Origin of the sequence: Arthrobacter agilis (assembly GCF_030816075.1) — a bacterium.
GTDB lineage: Bacteria > Actinomycetota > Actinomycetes > Actinomycetales > Micrococcaceae > Arthrobacter_D > Arthrobacter_D agilis_E.
Genome location: NZ_JAUSXO010000001.1, coordinates 3,218,414 through 3,233,888 on the forward strand (window position 1 = coordinate 3,218,414; position 15,475 = coordinate 3,233,888).

The 15,475-nt window shown below is 68.7% G+C and carries 16 protein-coding genes; 6 read left to right on the top strand and 10 right to left on the bottom strand.

Annotation, left to right across the window (positions count from 1 at the left end):
- Positions 1-99 precede the first annotated feature (99 nt).
- The 3 genes from QFZ50_RS15120 to QFZ50_RS15130 are packed head-to-tail and all read right to left on the bottom strand — an operon-like array spanning position 100 to position 3,217.
- Complete coding sequence (locus tag QFZ50_RS15120) at positions 100-1,071, bottom strand: PDR/VanB family oxidoreductase (RefSeq protein WP_307085542.1); 972 nt, start codon at positions 1,069-1,071, stop codon at positions 100-102.
- Entirely contained in the window at positions 1,068-1,673 is a 606-nt protein-coding gene (locus QFZ50_RS15125) for a dimethylamine monooxygenase subunit DmmA family protein (RefSeq protein ID WP_307085544.1), read from the bottom strand. The genes QFZ50_RS15120 and QFZ50_RS15125 overlap by 4 nt, the downstream gene beginning before the upstream one ends.
- A gap of 8 nt (positions 1,674-1,681) precedes the next feature.
- The gene (locus tag QFZ50_RS15130; protein WP_307085546.1) at positions 1,682-3,217 is read right to left on the bottom strand and encodes an APC family permease; all 1,536 of its coding nucleotides are present in this window, start codon (positions 3,215-3,217) and stop codon (positions 1,682-1,684) included.
- A gap of 335 nt (positions 3,218-3,552) precedes the next feature.
- Between QFZ50_RS15130 and QFZ50_RS15135 the strand changes: the two genes are divergently transcribed.
- A complete protein-coding gene (locus tag QFZ50_RS15135; protein WP_307085548.1) occupies positions 3,553-4,314 on the top strand; it encodes a FadR/GntR family transcriptional regulator in 762 nt (253 codons plus the stop codon).
- Entirely contained in the window at positions 4,311-5,012 is a 702-nt protein-coding gene (locus QFZ50_RS15140) for a cache domain-containing protein (protein ID WP_307085551.1), read from the top strand. Before QFZ50_RS15135 ends, QFZ50_RS15140 begins: the two co-directional genes overlap by 4 nt.
- 96 nt (positions 5,013-5,108) lie before the next feature.
- Here QFZ50_RS15140 and QFZ50_RS15145 read toward each other — a convergent pair whose 3' ends face one another.
- The 5 genes from QFZ50_RS15145 to QFZ50_RS15165 all read right to left on the bottom strand — a co-directional run bounded on the left by QFZ50_RS15145 (position 5,109) and on the right by QFZ50_RS15165 (position 9,756).
- On the bottom strand, positions 5,109-5,792 hold the full coding sequence (locus QFZ50_RS15145) for a DNA alkylation repair protein (RefSeq protein ID WP_307085553.1): 684 nt from the start codon (positions 5,790-5,792) through the stop codon (positions 5,109-5,111).
- 133 nt (positions 5,793-5,925) lie between these two features.
- Positions 5,926-7,182, bottom strand: coding sequence for a formamidase (gene fmdA / locus QFZ50_RS15150; RefSeq protein WP_307085555.1), 1,257 nt, complete (start codon positions 7,180-7,182; stop codon positions 5,926-5,928).
- A 35-nt stretch (positions 7,183-7,217) separates the two neighbouring features.
- Complete coding sequence (locus QFZ50_RS15155; protein WP_307085556.1) at positions 7,218-7,508, bottom strand: FmdB family zinc ribbon protein; 291 nt, start codon at positions 7,506-7,508, stop codon at positions 7,218-7,220.
- 30 nt (positions 7,509-7,538) lie between these two features.
- A complete protein-coding gene (locus QFZ50_RS15160) occupies positions 7,539-8,177 on the bottom strand; it encodes an AmiS/UreI family transporter (RefSeq protein ID WP_307085558.1) in 639 nt (212 codons plus the stop codon).
- A gap of 217 nt (positions 8,178-8,394) precedes the next feature.
- Positions 8,395-9,756: an MATE family efflux transporter gene (locus QFZ50_RS15165; RefSeq protein WP_307085560.1), complete on the bottom strand. Its 1,362-nt coding sequence runs from the start codon at positions 9,754-9,756 to the stop codon at positions 8,395-8,397.
- A gap of 77 nt (positions 9,757-9,833) precedes the next feature.
- On the opposite strand from QFZ50_RS15165, the gene QFZ50_RS15170 reads away from it, so the two are divergent.
- Together QFZ50_RS15170 and QFZ50_RS15175 are read left to right on the top strand one after the other, a co-directional pair.
- Entirely contained in the window at positions 9,834-10,190 is a 357-nt protein-coding gene (locus QFZ50_RS15170; RefSeq protein ID WP_307085562.1) for a hypothetical protein, read from the top strand.
- A 205-nt stretch (positions 10,191-10,395) separates the two neighbouring features.
- Positions 10,396-11,505 carry a S1C family serine protease gene (locus QFZ50_RS15175; protein ID WP_307085564.1) on the top strand — a complete coding sequence of 370 codons (1,110 nt, stop codon included), beginning with the start codon at positions 10,396-10,398 and terminating at the stop codon, positions 11,503-11,505.
- A 3-nt stretch (positions 11,506-11,508) separates the two neighbouring features.
- Here QFZ50_RS15175 and QFZ50_RS15180 read toward each other — a convergent pair whose 3' ends face one another.
- Together QFZ50_RS15180 and QFZ50_RS15185 are read right to left on the bottom strand one after the other, a co-directional pair.
- Positions 11,509-12,246: a GAF and ANTAR domain-containing protein gene (locus tag QFZ50_RS15180; protein ID WP_307085566.1), complete on the bottom strand. Its 738-nt coding sequence runs from the start codon at positions 12,244-12,246 to the stop codon at positions 11,509-11,511.
- A gap of 356 nt (positions 12,247-12,602) precedes the next feature.
- Entirely contained in the window at positions 12,603-13,373 is a 771-nt protein-coding gene (locus tag QFZ50_RS15185) for a metallophosphoesterase family protein (RefSeq protein WP_307085568.1), read from the bottom strand.
- 257 nt (positions 13,374-13,630) lie between these two features.
- On the opposite strand from QFZ50_RS15185, the gene QFZ50_RS15190 reads away from it, so the two are divergent.
- Positions 13,631-14,521 carry an NmrA family NAD(P)-binding protein gene (locus QFZ50_RS15190; RefSeq protein ID WP_307085569.1) on the top strand — a complete coding sequence of 297 codons (891 nt, stop codon included), beginning with the start codon at positions 13,631-13,633 and terminating at the stop codon, positions 14,519-14,521.
- Positions 14,522-14,625: 104 nt separating this feature from the next.
- Positions 14,626-15,435 (top strand): putative protein N(5)-glutamine methyltransferase, encoded by an 810-nt coding sequence (locus QFZ50_RS15195; RefSeq protein WP_307085570.1) that lies wholly within the window; start codon positions 14,626-14,628, stop codon positions 15,433-15,435.
- Positions 15,436-15,475 lie beyond the last annotated feature (40 nt).

Consider the following 15,475-nt stretch of genomic DNA (forward strand, 5'->3'; position numbering starts at 1 on the left):
CCTCCCGGGAGTTCGTGAATCTGTAGTCTCCGTCCGGTGTGTATGTTTCCTCCGGCGTGAATCCGGCTGGGTTGGATACCGCTGTCATCGGTGTTCTCCTTAGGCGTTCAGAACGAGTTTTGTACAGGTGGCCCGCGAGACGCAGGGCATGAAGAGCTTGTTCGTGCATCGATCCGATTCGGACAACCAGTCGTCCCGGTGGTCGATGGTGCCTTCGAGTTCCAGGACCTCGGTCTCGCACTCACCACAGGCACCTCCCCGGCAGAGGTAGGGGAGCTTGTGCCCGGCCTCCTCGACCGCCTCCAGCAACGACTGCTCGGGGGACACCTCGATCACCGCGCCGGACCGCGCCAGAGTGACGGAGAAAGGATCGCCGGTCGAGCCGAGATCCTCGAACCGCTCGAAGTGGATGTTCGAGTCCGTCCAGCCGTGGGCGTGGGCGGCCCGGATGACGTCGTCGACCATGCGCGAGGGTCCGCACACGTAGGCATGGGTGCCCAGTGGCAGTCCGCCGAGGATCTCGTGCGAGTTCAGCCGGGTCCCATCACCCGCTCCGTACAGGACCACTCTCTCCCCGTAGCGTTCCTGCAGTTCGTGGCCCAGGGCGGCATGCTCCGGGCCACGCACGGCGAGGTGGAGTTCGAACGAGCTTCCCTTGAGGCTGAGTTCGTCCAGCTGTGCGTAGATGGGTGTGACCCCGACGCCGCCGGCGATGAAGACGTGGTGCCTCGCGTGCTTGGAGACGGGGAAGAGATTCGCCGGGATGCTGGCGGAGAGGACGTCTCCCTCGCGGACGTCCGTGTGCATGGCGATGGAGCCGCGCCTCCCTCCGTCGACCCGGCGGACGGCGATCTGGTACTCGCTCGTGTCGTAGGGCGAACTCATGAGCGAGTAGGCGTTGCGCCTGGTCTCCCCCTCGAACGGGATGACGACCCTGATATGGCTGCCGCCCGAGAAGGGAGGGAGCCAGGACCCGTCCACCGCGGAGAACGTGTACCGGTTGATCTCGGGTGTGACGGCCTCGATCTGCTTCACCCTCAGCTGCAGGGCTCCGTGGTGTGCTTCGCTCATGTGTCCAACTCCTCGTTCTCCGGGAGCTCGCCCGGTACTTCGCCGTCCGCTTTCACTCCCTGGAACGCGGCGAGCCTTCCTGAGTAGTGGTCCCGAACGATCAGATCGCGTTCGCAGCCCGGGCATCGGAAGATCCGCCGGGACACGTTCTCGGAATAGTGGCCGCAGTGTGCGCACCACACGCGCCGCACGAAGGAACCGGCGTGCTCGCGGAGGACCTCTTCCCGGTTCATGCCGTAGGAGGTGGCGACCTGCATCGACGTGCCGATGAACCCTTCGGACCCGGAGAGGTACAGCCGGGTGCCCATCCTGGCCGTCGAGAGGAGCGCGTCGAGCCCGCCCACGGCGTCGGCATTGCTCGGGAACACGATGAGCTCGCGCACCGCGAAGGCGCGGAGGTCGGCCAGGTGGTTCCTGCCGGTGAACGACTCGGTCGAGTACAGCACGGTGGTCGAGGACAGCTGTTCAGGACTCATCTCCCCGAGCAGCCGTACCAGCGGCTCTCCGCCGCTGCCCTGTGCGGCGGCGATGTGGTTGGAGCCCGTCCCCATCGGTGTGAGCTCGTCGTAGACGGGCCGGCTCTTGATGCCAGTGATCAACATGGGTTCTGCTACCTCCGGTCGTCCGAGGGAGTCGAGAGGACGGGACGGCGATCGCCGGTCGGGACGGCATCGGCTGCCGGAGCATCGCCCTTGAGGTACGGCTTCTTCCACGCCATGTAGACCAGGCCCAGCACCACGACGGAGACCGCCGAGATCAGGACGACGTAGTTGGCGAACCAACCGTCCTCCGGTGTCCGGGGCCAGGCCATGTTGACCATCCCGAGCACACCCCAGACGAGGGCCGCGATATTCACTGGGATGCCCCAGGCACCCAGCCGGAACGCCCCGTTCGGCTTCCAGCCGAGGATGCGGGCCCGCAGCGAGGCGAGGACGACCATCTGGAACCCCATGTACATCCCCATGGCCGCGAAGGAGATGATCACGGTCAGGGCGTCACCGGAGACTTTCGATCCGATGACGATGAGGGCGGGTACCAGTCCTGCGAGAAGCAGGGCGTAGGGAGGTACATGGCGCGATTCGCTGAAGGTGCTCAGGAGCTTGCTCCCCGGGAGGATGCCGTCGCGGGCCATCGAGTAGGCGAGGCGCGAGGTGGCCGCCTGCAGGCTCAGGACGCAGGAGAGGAAGGAGACGAGCACGATCGCGAGGACCACCTTGAAGCCGATCGGCCCGAACGCGGAGAGGAGGATGTTGCCGACGGGATCCGCGTCGGCCCCCGAGATGACGGCCGCGAAGTCGGGGACCGCGAGGATCAGGGACAGGCAGACGAACATCGCCGCGAACCCGCCGATGTAGATGGTCATCCTCATGGCCTTGGGGATGGTGCGGCCGGGGTTCGGGACTTCTTCCGCCACGTCGCCGCAGGCTTCGAATCCGTAGTACTGGAAGATGCCGATCAGCCCGGCGGCCGCGAACGCCACGAAGTAGTTGCTTCCCTCGCCTGCACCGAACGCGTGGAACAGGACGCTGAGGTCGTGGTGCCGTGCCGTCAGCAACAGCCAGGTTCCCACCACCAGTGCACCGCCGAGCTCCGCCAGAAGGCCGGTCATCGCCACGGTGTTCAGCACCTTGGTTCCGCCCAGGTTCAGGATCGTGGCCAGCGCTATGACCACCAGGCCTGAGACGATGATGGAGTCGACGGTGTTCTCCATGCCGACGAGGGTGCTGAGGAACGGCCCGGCCCCGTACGCGACGCTGGCGATGGTGGTCAGGAGCGCCACGAGGTAGACCCAACCGTTCATCCAGCCCCATTTGCGGCCCCAGAGTCTGCGGGACCAGGGATAGACCCCGCCGGCCACGGGGTACGCCGCGACGACCTCCCCGAAGACGGTGGCGACCAGGAGTTGGCCGACGCCGACGATGACGAGGGACCAGAACATCGGGGGCCCGGCCACCCCCAGCGACGCCGCGAACAGCGAGTACACGGCCACCACCGGCGACAGGTAGGTGAACCCCAGCGAGACGTTCCCCCAGAACGTCATCTCCCGCTTGAACTGGCGCTCGTAGGAGTAGCCGAGGCTGGCAAGATGCTCAGCGTCCTCGTCGGCCACAGACTGCTGGGGCGGTTCCGCACTATCTACACGCATCGGGTTCCTTCTCCTGGATCCTTCAGGGCTCATGTGAGCTGGGCCACGTTCTAAAAACTATAGTTTCAAATGTTTAGGACCGCAATGCAGGCCGGAAGACGCTGCTTGCTGCGGACTGTGAGCCCTGGTGGTAGGAGCAAGAGTGGCATAACCTATGTTTCCACCGGATTACGCATCTCCTCGGATACACTCGGGACACCACAGGGCGCAGGCGGATCGGCCGTCGTGCCCGCGAGGAGGCCCGCCGACGACGAGTGCCTCCGGCGGTCGTACGGCGTCGAGGATCGGCGCCCGGCTAGAGTCAGTGCTGTCCTACCACCGCATGGAGTCTCCTCTTGGCACCCACCCCGGCCTTTCAAGCCCACGTCTACCGATCGTTGCCGGAGACCGAGCGCTCCGAGGCCATCGTGAACAGGATCTCCAAGGCGATCTCCCTGGGCCTGCTGAAGGTCGGCGAGCGGCTTCCCTCGGAGACGGCTCTCTCGGAGATGTTCGGCGTCGCGCCCTCCACCCTCAGGGAAGCCCTGTCGGATCTCCGGCAACAGGGGATCGTCGCTACCCGGCGGGGACGCAGCGGGGGGACGTTCATCGTCAAGCAGCCCTTCACGTCGACGGAGGCGATGAGGAAATGGTTCCAGGAGACCTCCATCGCCGAGATCCGGGACCTCGGCGACGAGCATGCGGCGATCGCGGCCGCCACGGTGCGCCTGGCCTGTGAACGGGCCGAACCCCACGAGGTCGGCAGGCTCCTGGACCTGGCTCGGGCCCTGGTCATGTCGGACACCTCCGACGCCCGCGCCCACGCCGACAGCCGGTTCCACATCGAACTGGCGGTGCTGGCGCAGTCGCCGCGGCTCATGAATGCGGAGATCCGGCTCCAGGCCGAGACGGTGCAGGCCCTGTGGGTGCCCCTGTCCTTGACGCGTGATCCGGAGAGGGTGGCCGCCGAACATCTCGCCGTGGCCCGCGCCATCGCGGACGCCGCGCCCGAGGAGGCTCAGCGGTTGATACTGGAACACATCCGCCACGACATCCACCATCTCGTGGACGCCAAACTGACCCTCGCGTATCCCACGAACCAGGAGGAGAGCCGATGACGGCCACCATCCCGGCGCTCAAGGCCGCAGGTGAGATCGCGGCCTGGATGAACGCCCTGAGCCTCGATGTCCACAGGTTCGCAGCGGACTCGACAGCGCTGTGGTCGGACCACCCTCATCCCCTGTCGATCACTCCCGGCGATATCACACGCCTGGAGGCCCTGGCGGAGGCATTCCTCGGCTCCCACGATTTCGTCGTGGGAGCGGGCGCCATCTTCGCCACCGAGGCCATCAGGAGCAAGGATGGCGGTCTCGAGTGGTGGATCAGGCGCGAGCACGGCATCGAGAAGCTGGAATTCGACCTGAGGCCGGGCGGAGAGCGCTTCTACGACTACCAGAACATGCCGTTCTTCGCCGCGGCGAACCGGACGGGCGAACAGACCGCGTGGGGACCGTATGTGGACTACCTCGGGATGGACGAGTACATCCTCACCTTCTCGGCGCCGATCCAGCTCGAAGGGAAGTTCGCGGGAGTAGCGGGCTGTGACATCAGGATCAGGACGCTCGAGGCCATCCTCATGCCCACGCTTCGGGCGATTCCTGGGAACGCCGCGCTGCTCAATGCCGGCGGCCGTGTCGTCGTGGGGAATTCCGGGGCACATCTGGTCGGCGAGAGAGTCCGCCCTCCTGCGGATGCGGGACGCCTGATCCCGATCGCCGTACCGCATCTCGGGTTCTCACTGCTGGTGTCCGACTGACGGGTCTCCGCCTGGCGGGTGGGGCCGACGAGCATCGACCCGGATCGACCGCACGGGAGCGCTGTGGGGGTGGACGACGGTCATGGGCGGCATGCCCTACGCCCCCTGCTGCCGGCCCACCATCTCCCTGATCCAGATCGGTGCGAACGGGGACGTGCAGTTGGGCGGCGTCGGGTAGTCCTTGAGGACCTCCAGGCGCTCGCCGATGGCGATGGCCCGCTGCCGGTGCGTCTGGTGGGCGATCCCGATCTGCGCCAGCGTGTGGTTCATGGCCCACTGCAGGCGGTCCGGGGCGTCCTTCATCCGGGCCTCGATCGTGTCCAGCAGCCCGGCGAGGTCGAGCCCCGCCGGTGTCTTCCCGACGCGCTCCGTCGTGAGCGCCCAGCCGGCGCTGGCCACCACGGGGTCCGGGTCCCCCAGCCATTCGATGCGCAGCTGCTCTGCGTGCGCGCTCTTCTTCACCACGTAGTTGACCAGCCAGTCATGCACCTTCGGGACTCGTGCCTGCCGGAGCATCGTGTCCAGCTCGTCGTGGTCGAAGGCCTTCGGGCGGCAGATCAGCAGGGCGAGCAGCCGCGCCGCCGTGTCGCCCGTCGCCCACAGGTCACGCGCCAGGTCCTGCTGGGTCTTCAGCCGCTTCGCCACCGCGCGCAGGGCGGACAGGTTCACGCCGTGATCGTCTCCGTGCGCCTCGTTCACCGCACGCATCCGGGGATCCTCGAGAGCGGACAGCTCCGCCAGCACCTCGTCGACGGCAGGGACACCGACACCTGTGGACATGCTCACCTCTCTTCGGTCACGGGCCTCCCCCACATCCTGCCGTCATCGGCACCGGTACGCCAGAGCCCGGCCGGCACGGCGCCGCCGGGTGGCCCGATGCCGGTCACCGGCACCGGGCCACCCGGCAGGCCTCCTACGCGTTGCTCGATCTGGGCGCCCCCATGCCGGGGTCCACCCTGTACGGGCCGGCGGCCGACGGCCGGATGTCGAAGTCGAAGATCGCGGTGGGGAGGTAGACCGTCGAGCAGGAGTTGGGGATGTCCACCACGCCGGAGAGCCTCCCCTCGATGGGTGCCGAACCCAGGAGCAGGTAGGCCTGCTCGGGGCTGTAGCCGAACTTCGTGAGGTAGGCGATCGCGTGCAGGCAGGCCCGCTGGTAGGACAGGTGCGAGTCGAGGTAGTGCTGCTTGCCGTCCAGGGTCACGGACGTGCCGGAGAAGGCGATCCACTCGCTGTACCGGGGGTCCACGATGCCGGGCATGAAGATGGCGTTCTCGCTCACCCCGTAGGTGTCCATGCCACCCTTGATGACATCGACCCGCAGGTCGATGAAACCACCCATCTCGATGGCCCCGCAGAAGGTGATCTCGCCGTCCCCCTGGGAGAAGTGCAGGTCGCCCAGGGACAGATTCGCGCCGTCCACGAACACCGGGTAGAAGATCCGCGAACCCTTCGACAGGTTCTTGATGTCCTGGTTGCCGCCGTTCTCCCGGGGTGGCGCCGTACGGGCGGCCTCCGCGGCCACCCGGTCGAAGTCGGATGCAGCCAGGCTTCCGAGGACGGCGTGTTCGGCCTCCGGTGGCAACGCGAGAGGCGGTACCCGGTGGGGATCGGTGGCGATCAGGTCTCCCTCGCGCTTGTTCCACTTCGCCAGCAGCCCCGCCGACGGCGCCGTGCCCATCAGGCCCGGGTGGATGAGCCCGACGTAGGACACCTCCGGCACATGCCGCGACGTCGCCACCTGCCCGGTGAAATCCCAGATGGCCTTGTAGGCGTCGGGGAACTGATCGGTCAGGAAACCGCCGCCGTTGTTCCGGGAGAAGATGCCCGTATATCCCCAGCCCTGCCCTGCCAGCGGGCCCGAGTCCTCCTGCGGGATGGGACCGACGTCGAGGATATCCACCACGAGGAGATCGCCGGGTTTCGCTCCTTCGACGGCGAAGGGACCGCTGAGCTTGTGGACGGTGAGCAAGGGAGCGTTGAGGATGTCGTCCGCGGAATCGTCGTTGACGATCGCCCCGTCGAACCATTCACGGCAGTGGACCCTGAAGGAATCGCCCGGCCTGACGGTCGCCACCGGGGGGATCTCGGGGTGCCATCGATTGTGTCCGACTTTCTCCTGGTCCTCGAATTTCCTGGTCGAATCGAGCGGGAATATGACGTCAGGCATTTCATCTCCTTTGATGATTGTCGCCGTACCGCGGATCAGGGCCGCGGCAGTTTTCTGTGGAGCGGATTGGACGAGAAGGGCTGGGTCCTCGGTGCCCCCGCCGACGGGAGCGGGCCGGAGACGACCTGCGGTTCCGATGCGCTCCGGTGGGTCGCATCGATCAGTTGGAACGCTGCCGTTCCCGTCCTGGCGAGATGCGGGGCGGTGAACCTCCGCCGGGCCGGCTCACCGCAGGTGGGGCAGGCGTCCACCCCGGGTGCCGCCCCCATGGCGCGGACCACCTCGAAGACATCGCACCGGGGGCAGCGATACTCGTAGATCGGCATTCAGTGGACCCTCTTTCCGCTAGTCGACGATCAGGCGGGCGAGACCGCAACGCCCTCCCGCGAGGACGCATCGCCACGCGGAATACCTCTCCTGCCGAGGAAGAATGCTGCACCCAGGGATGCTGCCGCCACCACGGCCACCAGCAGCGCCAGGCCTGTGTTCGTCTCGTACCTGCCCACCAGCAGGAAGAACGCCGGGATGGTGCCGGTGAGGTGCGCGACGAAGATCGTGAACCAGCCCGTGACGTAGGTGAGCGATTCCTTGCCGAGACCCAGCAGGAGGAAGAACAGCAGCCACAGGACGGCCCAGGTCCACCAGATGACGCCGAAGACGGGGTCGCCCACGAGGGTGAACTGGAGGGCGCCGATCACGACGGCGCACGCGGCGACGAACACCGAGAACCAGCCAAGGCCCTCGCCGCTGATCCCGGTCATCTGGAGTACCCCGACGTACAGGTAGGTGAAGCCGAAGAGGTACAGGCCTGCGGCACCGAAGATGGTCGGGAGGTCGTTGTCGGCCTGGATCAGGATGATCGTCGGGAACACGACCTGCATCGCCCCGACGAAGAAATTGAGGATGGCCGCTGATTTGCCCGGGACCAGACCGATCAGCATGAGGCCATTGAGGAATAGAACGGCTCCGACGTATAACAGACCGACACTGCTCATGTTCGCTCCATCGCGATACGACGAGTGGGATATCGACACGAAAAGGCTATTTCGGGCTCACCTGGTTCGGGGCGGGAATAGCAATCGATGTCGAAGAAATGCGGTTGTGTCGGCGATCCTAGCCCCGCACTTTTTTACTGTCAACGAAATAGGAATTATCGGGGATGCGCAGCGGAAATGTCCGAGGATGCCGGCGGCGTATCCTCCGCCGAAAGGGTCACGCCCTACGGTCCGCGGTGCTCCGAGTGGCGCCGGTGACCATCCACCGGTCGTCCCGGACACGCCACCCGAGGGTCGCCGCACGCGCCAGCATGTACCCGACGCCGAAGGCCAGCCACAGCCACACGATCCCCTCCCCTCCCGTCAGGTCCGCACGGCCCACGAGGACCAGCAGCGGCACGTAGACCACGAGGTTCACGACACCGGCGAGCGCCAGGTAGCGGGCGTCCCCGGCGCCGATCAGGACGCCGTCGAGCACGAAGACGAAGCCGCAGACCGGCTGGGAGGCGGCGAGCACCCACAGCCCGGCGGCGAACGCGCCCTGGACGGCGGGATCGGTGGTGAAGATCCACCCGACGAAGGGCACCACCGCGGCGAGCAGGCAGCCGGTGACGACCCCGAAGCCCACGCCCCAGAGGATCATCCGCCGCGTGAGCGCCCGCGCCAGGGGCCGGTTCCCGGAGCCGAGTTCCTTGCCGATGAGCGCCTGGGCGGCGATGGCCAGGGCGTCGAGCGCGAAGGCGAGGAAGGTGAAGACGGTCATGACGAGCTGGTGGGAGGCGAGGCTCAGGGGGCCCTGCGCCGTCGCCACGAACACCGTGGCGAGGATGGCCACGCGGAGGGACAGGGTGCGCAGCATGAGCCACGAGCCCACGCTCGCGGTACTACGGATGCCGCGGAGGGACGGCTTCAGCGACACGCCCTCCCGCCGGGAGGACCGCACGATCAGCACGAGGTAGACGGCCGCCATGCCCCACTGCGCGAGGCTCGTCCCGAGGGCGGACCCGGCCACCGACATCCCGGCGCCGTAGACGAGGAGGTAGTTCAGCGCGATGTTGACGCCGAACCCCGCGCCGGCGACGACCAGGGGCGTCCGGGTGTCCTGCAGTCCGCGCAGCACCCCCGTGGCGGCGAGGACCACGAGCATGGCTGTGAGCCCGGGCATGGACCAGCGCAGGTAGTCGACGGCGAACGCGTGGACCGCACCCTCCGCACCCAGGAGCGAGGCGAGCTGCGGTGCGGCGGTCCACCCGGCGACGGAGAGCACGACCCCGAGGAGGACCGCGAGGCCCACTCCGTCACGCCCGGCCGCGAGCGCCTCGGGCCGGCGGCCCGCCCCGAGCAGGCGGGCGACGGCGGGGGTCGTGGAGTAGGCGAGGAAGACCATGAGCCCGACGGCGGTCTGCAGCACCGTGGACGCGAGGCCCACCCCGGCGAGCTGGTCGACGCCGAGGTGCCCCACGATCGCGGAGTCCGCGAGCAGGAAGAGCGGCTCGGCGATGAGCGCACCGAGGGCCGGCACGGCCAGCCGGAGGATACTTCGGCTGAGCCGGCGGTTGTCTGGCAGGGTCTGATCCACCCGTCCAGCCTAGGCGCCGCACGCAGGGCCTAAGCTGGAACGAACCCGAACCGCTCGCGAGGACATCCAGGGGAGTCATGAAAGTCGGCGTCAAGCAGTACCTGGCAGGACTCGTCCTGCTGTTCCTCAGCACCCTCTTCATCCCGCAGGCGGTCTCCGATTTCGCGCGCACGGAGTCCTCGGGCGGCACGGTTCCCGCCGAAGCGCCGGTACTGCTCGCCGTGGGGATCGTGATCGTCCTGGCCGCCGCTGCGTGCATCGGCTGGGGCTACTGGCTCACGCACCGCACAGGAGCCCCGCGGAAGCGGAACCCCGAGGACGATCCGGACGAACCGCTGCTCCGGCCGGGCTACGCTCCCGAGACCCCGGAGCGGGACGCGTGGCGCGAGCACCCGCTCCGCAGACCGGACCGGGGCGCCGACGGGCGCTCCTGAAGCCCTCGGCTCTGTCCGTGGCGCCGCCCCCGCTCCCCCTGCACGGGACCGGGAGATCCCGTGTGTCCAGTGCTGCCGGGTCCGCCAACTCCTGCTTGTCACCCGGGGCGGGACCTTCCTAGAGTCTGGGGTAGTGGCCGGAGACCGCCGTGGCTGTCGGTCGTACCGCCGTCCGGGCACCAGCCCACCCCAGGAGGACCCGCTCATGTTCCGCACCGGTATCCCGTCGTCGCCCGCCGCCGCGGGCCTCGCACTCCTGCTCCTGGCCACCGGCTGCACGGCCACCGGGCCCACCGACAACTCCACCAGTGCCCCCGCGCAGGTACAGGGCGAGGCGGACGGCGGCTCGTCGGCCTCGCCGTCGTCCGGGGGGTCGGGCTCGTCGGGCTCGTCCGGGTCGGGCTCGCAGGACGACATGAGCATCCCCGACATCGTCGATGCGGTGCAGCCCTCCGTCGTCACCATCTTCACCGAGGAGGGGCTCGGCAGCGGTGTCATCTACACGGAGGACGGCCTCGTCCTCACCAACGAGCACGTGATCCACGGGAACCAGGACGTGGAGGTCGCCTTCGCCGACGGGCAGCGGGTGTCGGGCACGGTGGAGGCATCGGACGCCGTCTCCGACCTGGCCCTCGTGCGCGCCGACCGCACCGACCTGCCCGCCGCCACGTTCCAGTCCGGCCTGCCGCGCATCGGCGAGCTCGCCGTCGTCATCGGCTCGCCCCTCGGCTTCGAGAACACGGCGACGTCGGGCATCATCTCGGGCCTCCACCGCGAGATCCCCGGGTCCGCGTCCTCGAGCCAGTCTCTCGTGGACCTCATCCAGACCGACGCGGCGATCAGCCCGGGGAACTCCGGGGGCGCCGTCGTGAACGGGCGCGGCGAGATCATCGGCATCAGCGAGGCCTACATCCCGCCCACCCAAGGCGCAGTGGCCCTCGGCTTCGCGATCCCCGCCCCTACCGCCACGGAGGTGGCCGAGGAGTTGCGTGAGGACGGCACGGCCGAGCACGCGTTCATGGGCCTGGCTCCGGGCGCCATCACACCGCAGATCGCCGAGCAGCTGAACCTCCGCGACACCACGGGCGTCGTGGTGCTGTCGGTGTCGCGGGGCGGTCCGGCGGATGAGGCCGGGATCCGGCCGGGGGACATCATCACGAAGATCGGGGACGACGAGCTGTCGACGCCCGAAGACCTCCTGGCGGCGCTGCGTCAGCGCGACCCGGGGGAGAACGTCTCCGTCGAGGCCCGCCGCGGTTCGGACACGCGGACGGTGGACGTGGCACTGACCGACCGGCCCGCGGCGCAGGGCTGACGCCTACTCGAAGTGCGTCTTCCCCGGCCCCTGGCCGAGTGACTGCAGCACCGAGGCCGCGACGTCACGGAGCTTGATGTTCCTCGCGCTGGAGGCCGCCTTGAGGATCGACATGGCGGTGTCCTGCGAGCAGCGGTTCTGTCCCATGATCACGCCGGCGGCCAGGTCGATCGTGGTCCGGCTCTCCATGGCCGCCCGCATGTCGGCCCTGGCCTGCGCCAGCCCGGCGATGCGCACCGCGAGCCGAAGCGATGCCCCGACCTCCTCGGCGAACTTCTGCGCCGCCTCGATGGCCTGCTCGGTGAAGGCATGGGTCAGCGGGGAGTAGAAGTTCAGCGCCGCCTTCGCCTCACCCTCGAGCGGGATGGGCACCCCGAGCGCGGACTTCATGCCGTGGTCGGCGATCGCCCTGCTGTACTCGGGGAAACGCTCCTCGGTCTCGAAGTCCCCGACGTAGTGGACGGTGCCCAGGCGGGCTGCCCGCAGGCACGGCCCGTCGTTGTACTCGTACTGGACCTCGTCCATCTTCTGGGCGTCAGGGCTGTTGCTGGCGACCGTGATCTTGCTCCGGTCCCGCAGCAGGGTGACTCCGCACAGGACTTCGTCGTCCTCGGCGGACAGGGTGTGCCCTGCCATGGTGACGAGCTTCGTCAGGAACTGCTCGACGTCGTCGCTGTCGAGGACCATGTCCTGCAGCAGGGCCGGGACAGGCTGGCTCTTGTCCCTCTCGTGATGTACCAACAGATGTGCCTTTGCATCAACTCCCTGCTGGCACGCGCGATGCTGCGAGGAGAAGGTGGTGGCCGCCTGCTGCTAAACGACCTAGAGCATATTACCCAATGTGCAGGGTCCCGGGCGCCAGCGTGGTACCCCCGCGTCAGGAGCCTCCGGCCGCGGCGTAGGGACCCGCTGTCAAGGCGAGGGATTTCCCGCTGTGCGGGCCTCGGAGCGGGGACCGCGCCGCACACTGGGTGTACGCAGCAAATGGCCCGGACCTGTCCGCGGACTGACGTTAGCCACCTCGATGTGCTTGCACGGACAGGGGGCGTTGATCGGGAGTCAAGCAGCGGCTCCCGATCAACTGCCTGGGCCGCAGTTCACGTCCGCGCGGCGTCGGTCATCCCGAGCCCGGCGTGCTGCCCCCGGTACACGGCCGTGCGCAGTTCGATCGCGTAGGGCTCGAGGGCGGGCATGCCCAGCTCGACGGCGACGGCGATCTCCGCCTCGACGTCGTACGCCACCCGCACGAACTGGATACCGAAGGGAGCCGAGCGATCGCCGTCCGGCTCTCCCTCCAGGATCACGTACGAGGCCTGCGGTTCGTCCAGCGGGTTGCCCACACTGCCCACGTTCATGAGCGTCCTGCTCCGGTAGGTGGAGACGAAGGCGTCATGGATGTCGCCGTAGCAGACGACGTCCGGCGGCGGCCCGTCACCGGTGAGTTCCGTGGCCGCGAACATGCCGTCGAACTCCTCGTCGCTGTGCCGGGCGTGCACCCGGTGGTAGACGCTCTTCGCCGACGCGTGGAACATGCGGATGCGCCGACCGCTCAGCGAGATGTCGTGCGACAGCGGGAGCGACTGCAACCACCGGCGGTCCTCGGGGGTCAGTTCGTTGTGCCACCACCAGCCGGCGTCGTCGCGCCACTCCGGGGTCTCGCTGGGCAGGAAGTCGTCCCAGTTCCCGCGCACCGTGACCGCGCAGTGCAGGCGGCTCAGGCGGACGCATTCCGAGCCGCGGGGCCCCTTGCCGGCGACGTCACCCAGGTTGTAGACGGTGGAGATACCGCGGCGTCGGAGGTCCGCCAGCACCGCCGTGAAGGCGGTGACGTTCCCGTGCAGGTCCGAGATCACGGCGACGCGTTCCATCCCGTCAGGCTATCCCGGTCCCGGAGTCCTGCGGTCCCGTCCCTCCTGCGAGCGGTCGATTGCGCGGCGCACCCACCCTGTGGGCAGTGCCTGGTCCGGAGCGCCCTTCCCGTCCGGGGAGCGGCTGCCGCCACGCAGCGCACGGCCGGATGCTGCATCGATGCCACAATCGAGACGCGGGCCGACGTCGCCCCTGATCCACGCGACCGGCCGCCGCAGGTCGATCGACCTACCCGGCTCCACACGAAGGAAGTCCCATGCCACAGACCATCGCCGTCGCAGGAGCCACGGGGGACCTCGGGGAGCGCATAGCCCGGGCCCTCATCGCCCAGGACGCCGAAGTCCGGGTCCTCACGAGGACCACGGGCGATTCCGCCGCCACCGACGCCCTACGCTCCCTCGGGGCGAAGATCGTGCCGGTGGACTACGCGGATACCGACGAGCTGAAGGGCGCCGTCGGTGGGGCCAACGCCGTCGTCTCGGCGCTCAGCGGACTCGCGCCCGTCATCCTCGACCGCCAGACCCGGTTGCTGATGGCGGCCGTGGCTACCGGTGTCCCGCGGTTCATCCCGTCGGACTACTCCCTCGACCACACCACCATCAAGGACCGCTCGAACCGCAACCTGCAGCTCCGGCGGGATTTCCGCAGCATCCTCGACGCCGCGCCGATCCGCGCCACCTCCGTCCTCAACGGCGCCTTCGCGGACATGCTCACGGGCGTGGCGCCCCTGATCCTGTTCGGTCGGAAGAGGGTCCTGTACTGGCGTGACGCAGACCAGCCCATGGCCTTCACCACCAAGGACGACGTCGCCGCCTACACCGCGCACGCCGCCCTCGACCCGGACGCGCCGCGTTTCCTGCGCATCGCCGGCGACACCGTCTCCTCCCGGGACCTGGCGACGATCATGACCGGCATCAGCGGCGAGCAGTACCGCCTGCTCCGTGCCGGCGGCATCGGCGCCCTCCGCCTGATGGCTCGCGTGGGACAGGCCTTCTCGGGGACCTCGGACGACCTGTACCCCGCCTGGCAGGGCATGCAGTACTTCGGCAACATGTTCAGCGGGGACGGCGCCTTCCACGCGCTGGACAACGACAGGTACGGTCTCCGCGCGTGGACCTCCGCCCGGGAGGTCCTGCAGGACCGGTGAGCGGCAGGGACGGCAACGACGGTGACGGGGACGGGGGCGGCGACACGGGACCCGATCGCCGCTATCCTCGTGGTGCCAGGCCGCCTTCGACGAAGGGCCGATCCATGCCGCACCACCCGCCGGACGCCGTTGCCCTCCCCCACCCCACCGAAGCGGAGCTGACGTCCCGGCTGCGTGCTGCCGGATGCGTGTTCGCCGAGGACGAGGCCCGGCTGCTGGTTGCGAGCGGAGCTTCCCCCGCCGCCCTGGCCGTGATGGTCGATCAGCGCGTGGCGGGCCTCCCCCTCGAGCACATCCTGGGCTGGGTGGACTTCTGCGGCCTGCGCCTCGCGGTGGGACCGGGCGTCTTCGTCCCGCGCCAGCGGTCCGCTTTCCTCGTCGAGTGCGCAGCGTCGCTGACGACGGCGGGAGCCACCGTCCTCGACCTCTGCTGCGGGTGCGGCGCGCTCGGCGCGGCGCTCGCGCACGAGGTCGGGGAGGTGACCCTGCACGCCTCGGACATCTCCGGCACGGCCGTCGACCTCGCCCGGCGCAACCTCGCCGCGCCGGGCGCGCAGCTCTATGTGGGGGATCTTTTCGACCCCCTGCCCGTGGCGCTGCGGGGCACGGTCGACACCCTGCTCTGCAACACCCCCTACGTGCCGTCGTCGCGGGTGGGCACCCTGCCGCCCGAAGCGCGGGAGCATGAGCCCCTGATCAGCCTGGACGGCGGGTGGGACGGACTCGAGCTGCAGCGCCGGGTGGCCCGCGAGGCCCGGGAGTGGCTGGTGCCCGGCGGCCACCTGCTGTTCGAGGTGGGCGAGGACCAGGAACAGGACTGCGTCCGCCTGCTCGGCGCCGCCGGATTCCGGGCCTGGTCGAGGACCCGCCCGGAGATCGGCGCGACCGTGGTGGTCGGACGGTCACCGGCCTGACGCCGGGCCCCGGCAGCAGATCAGCATCACCGCGATGCCG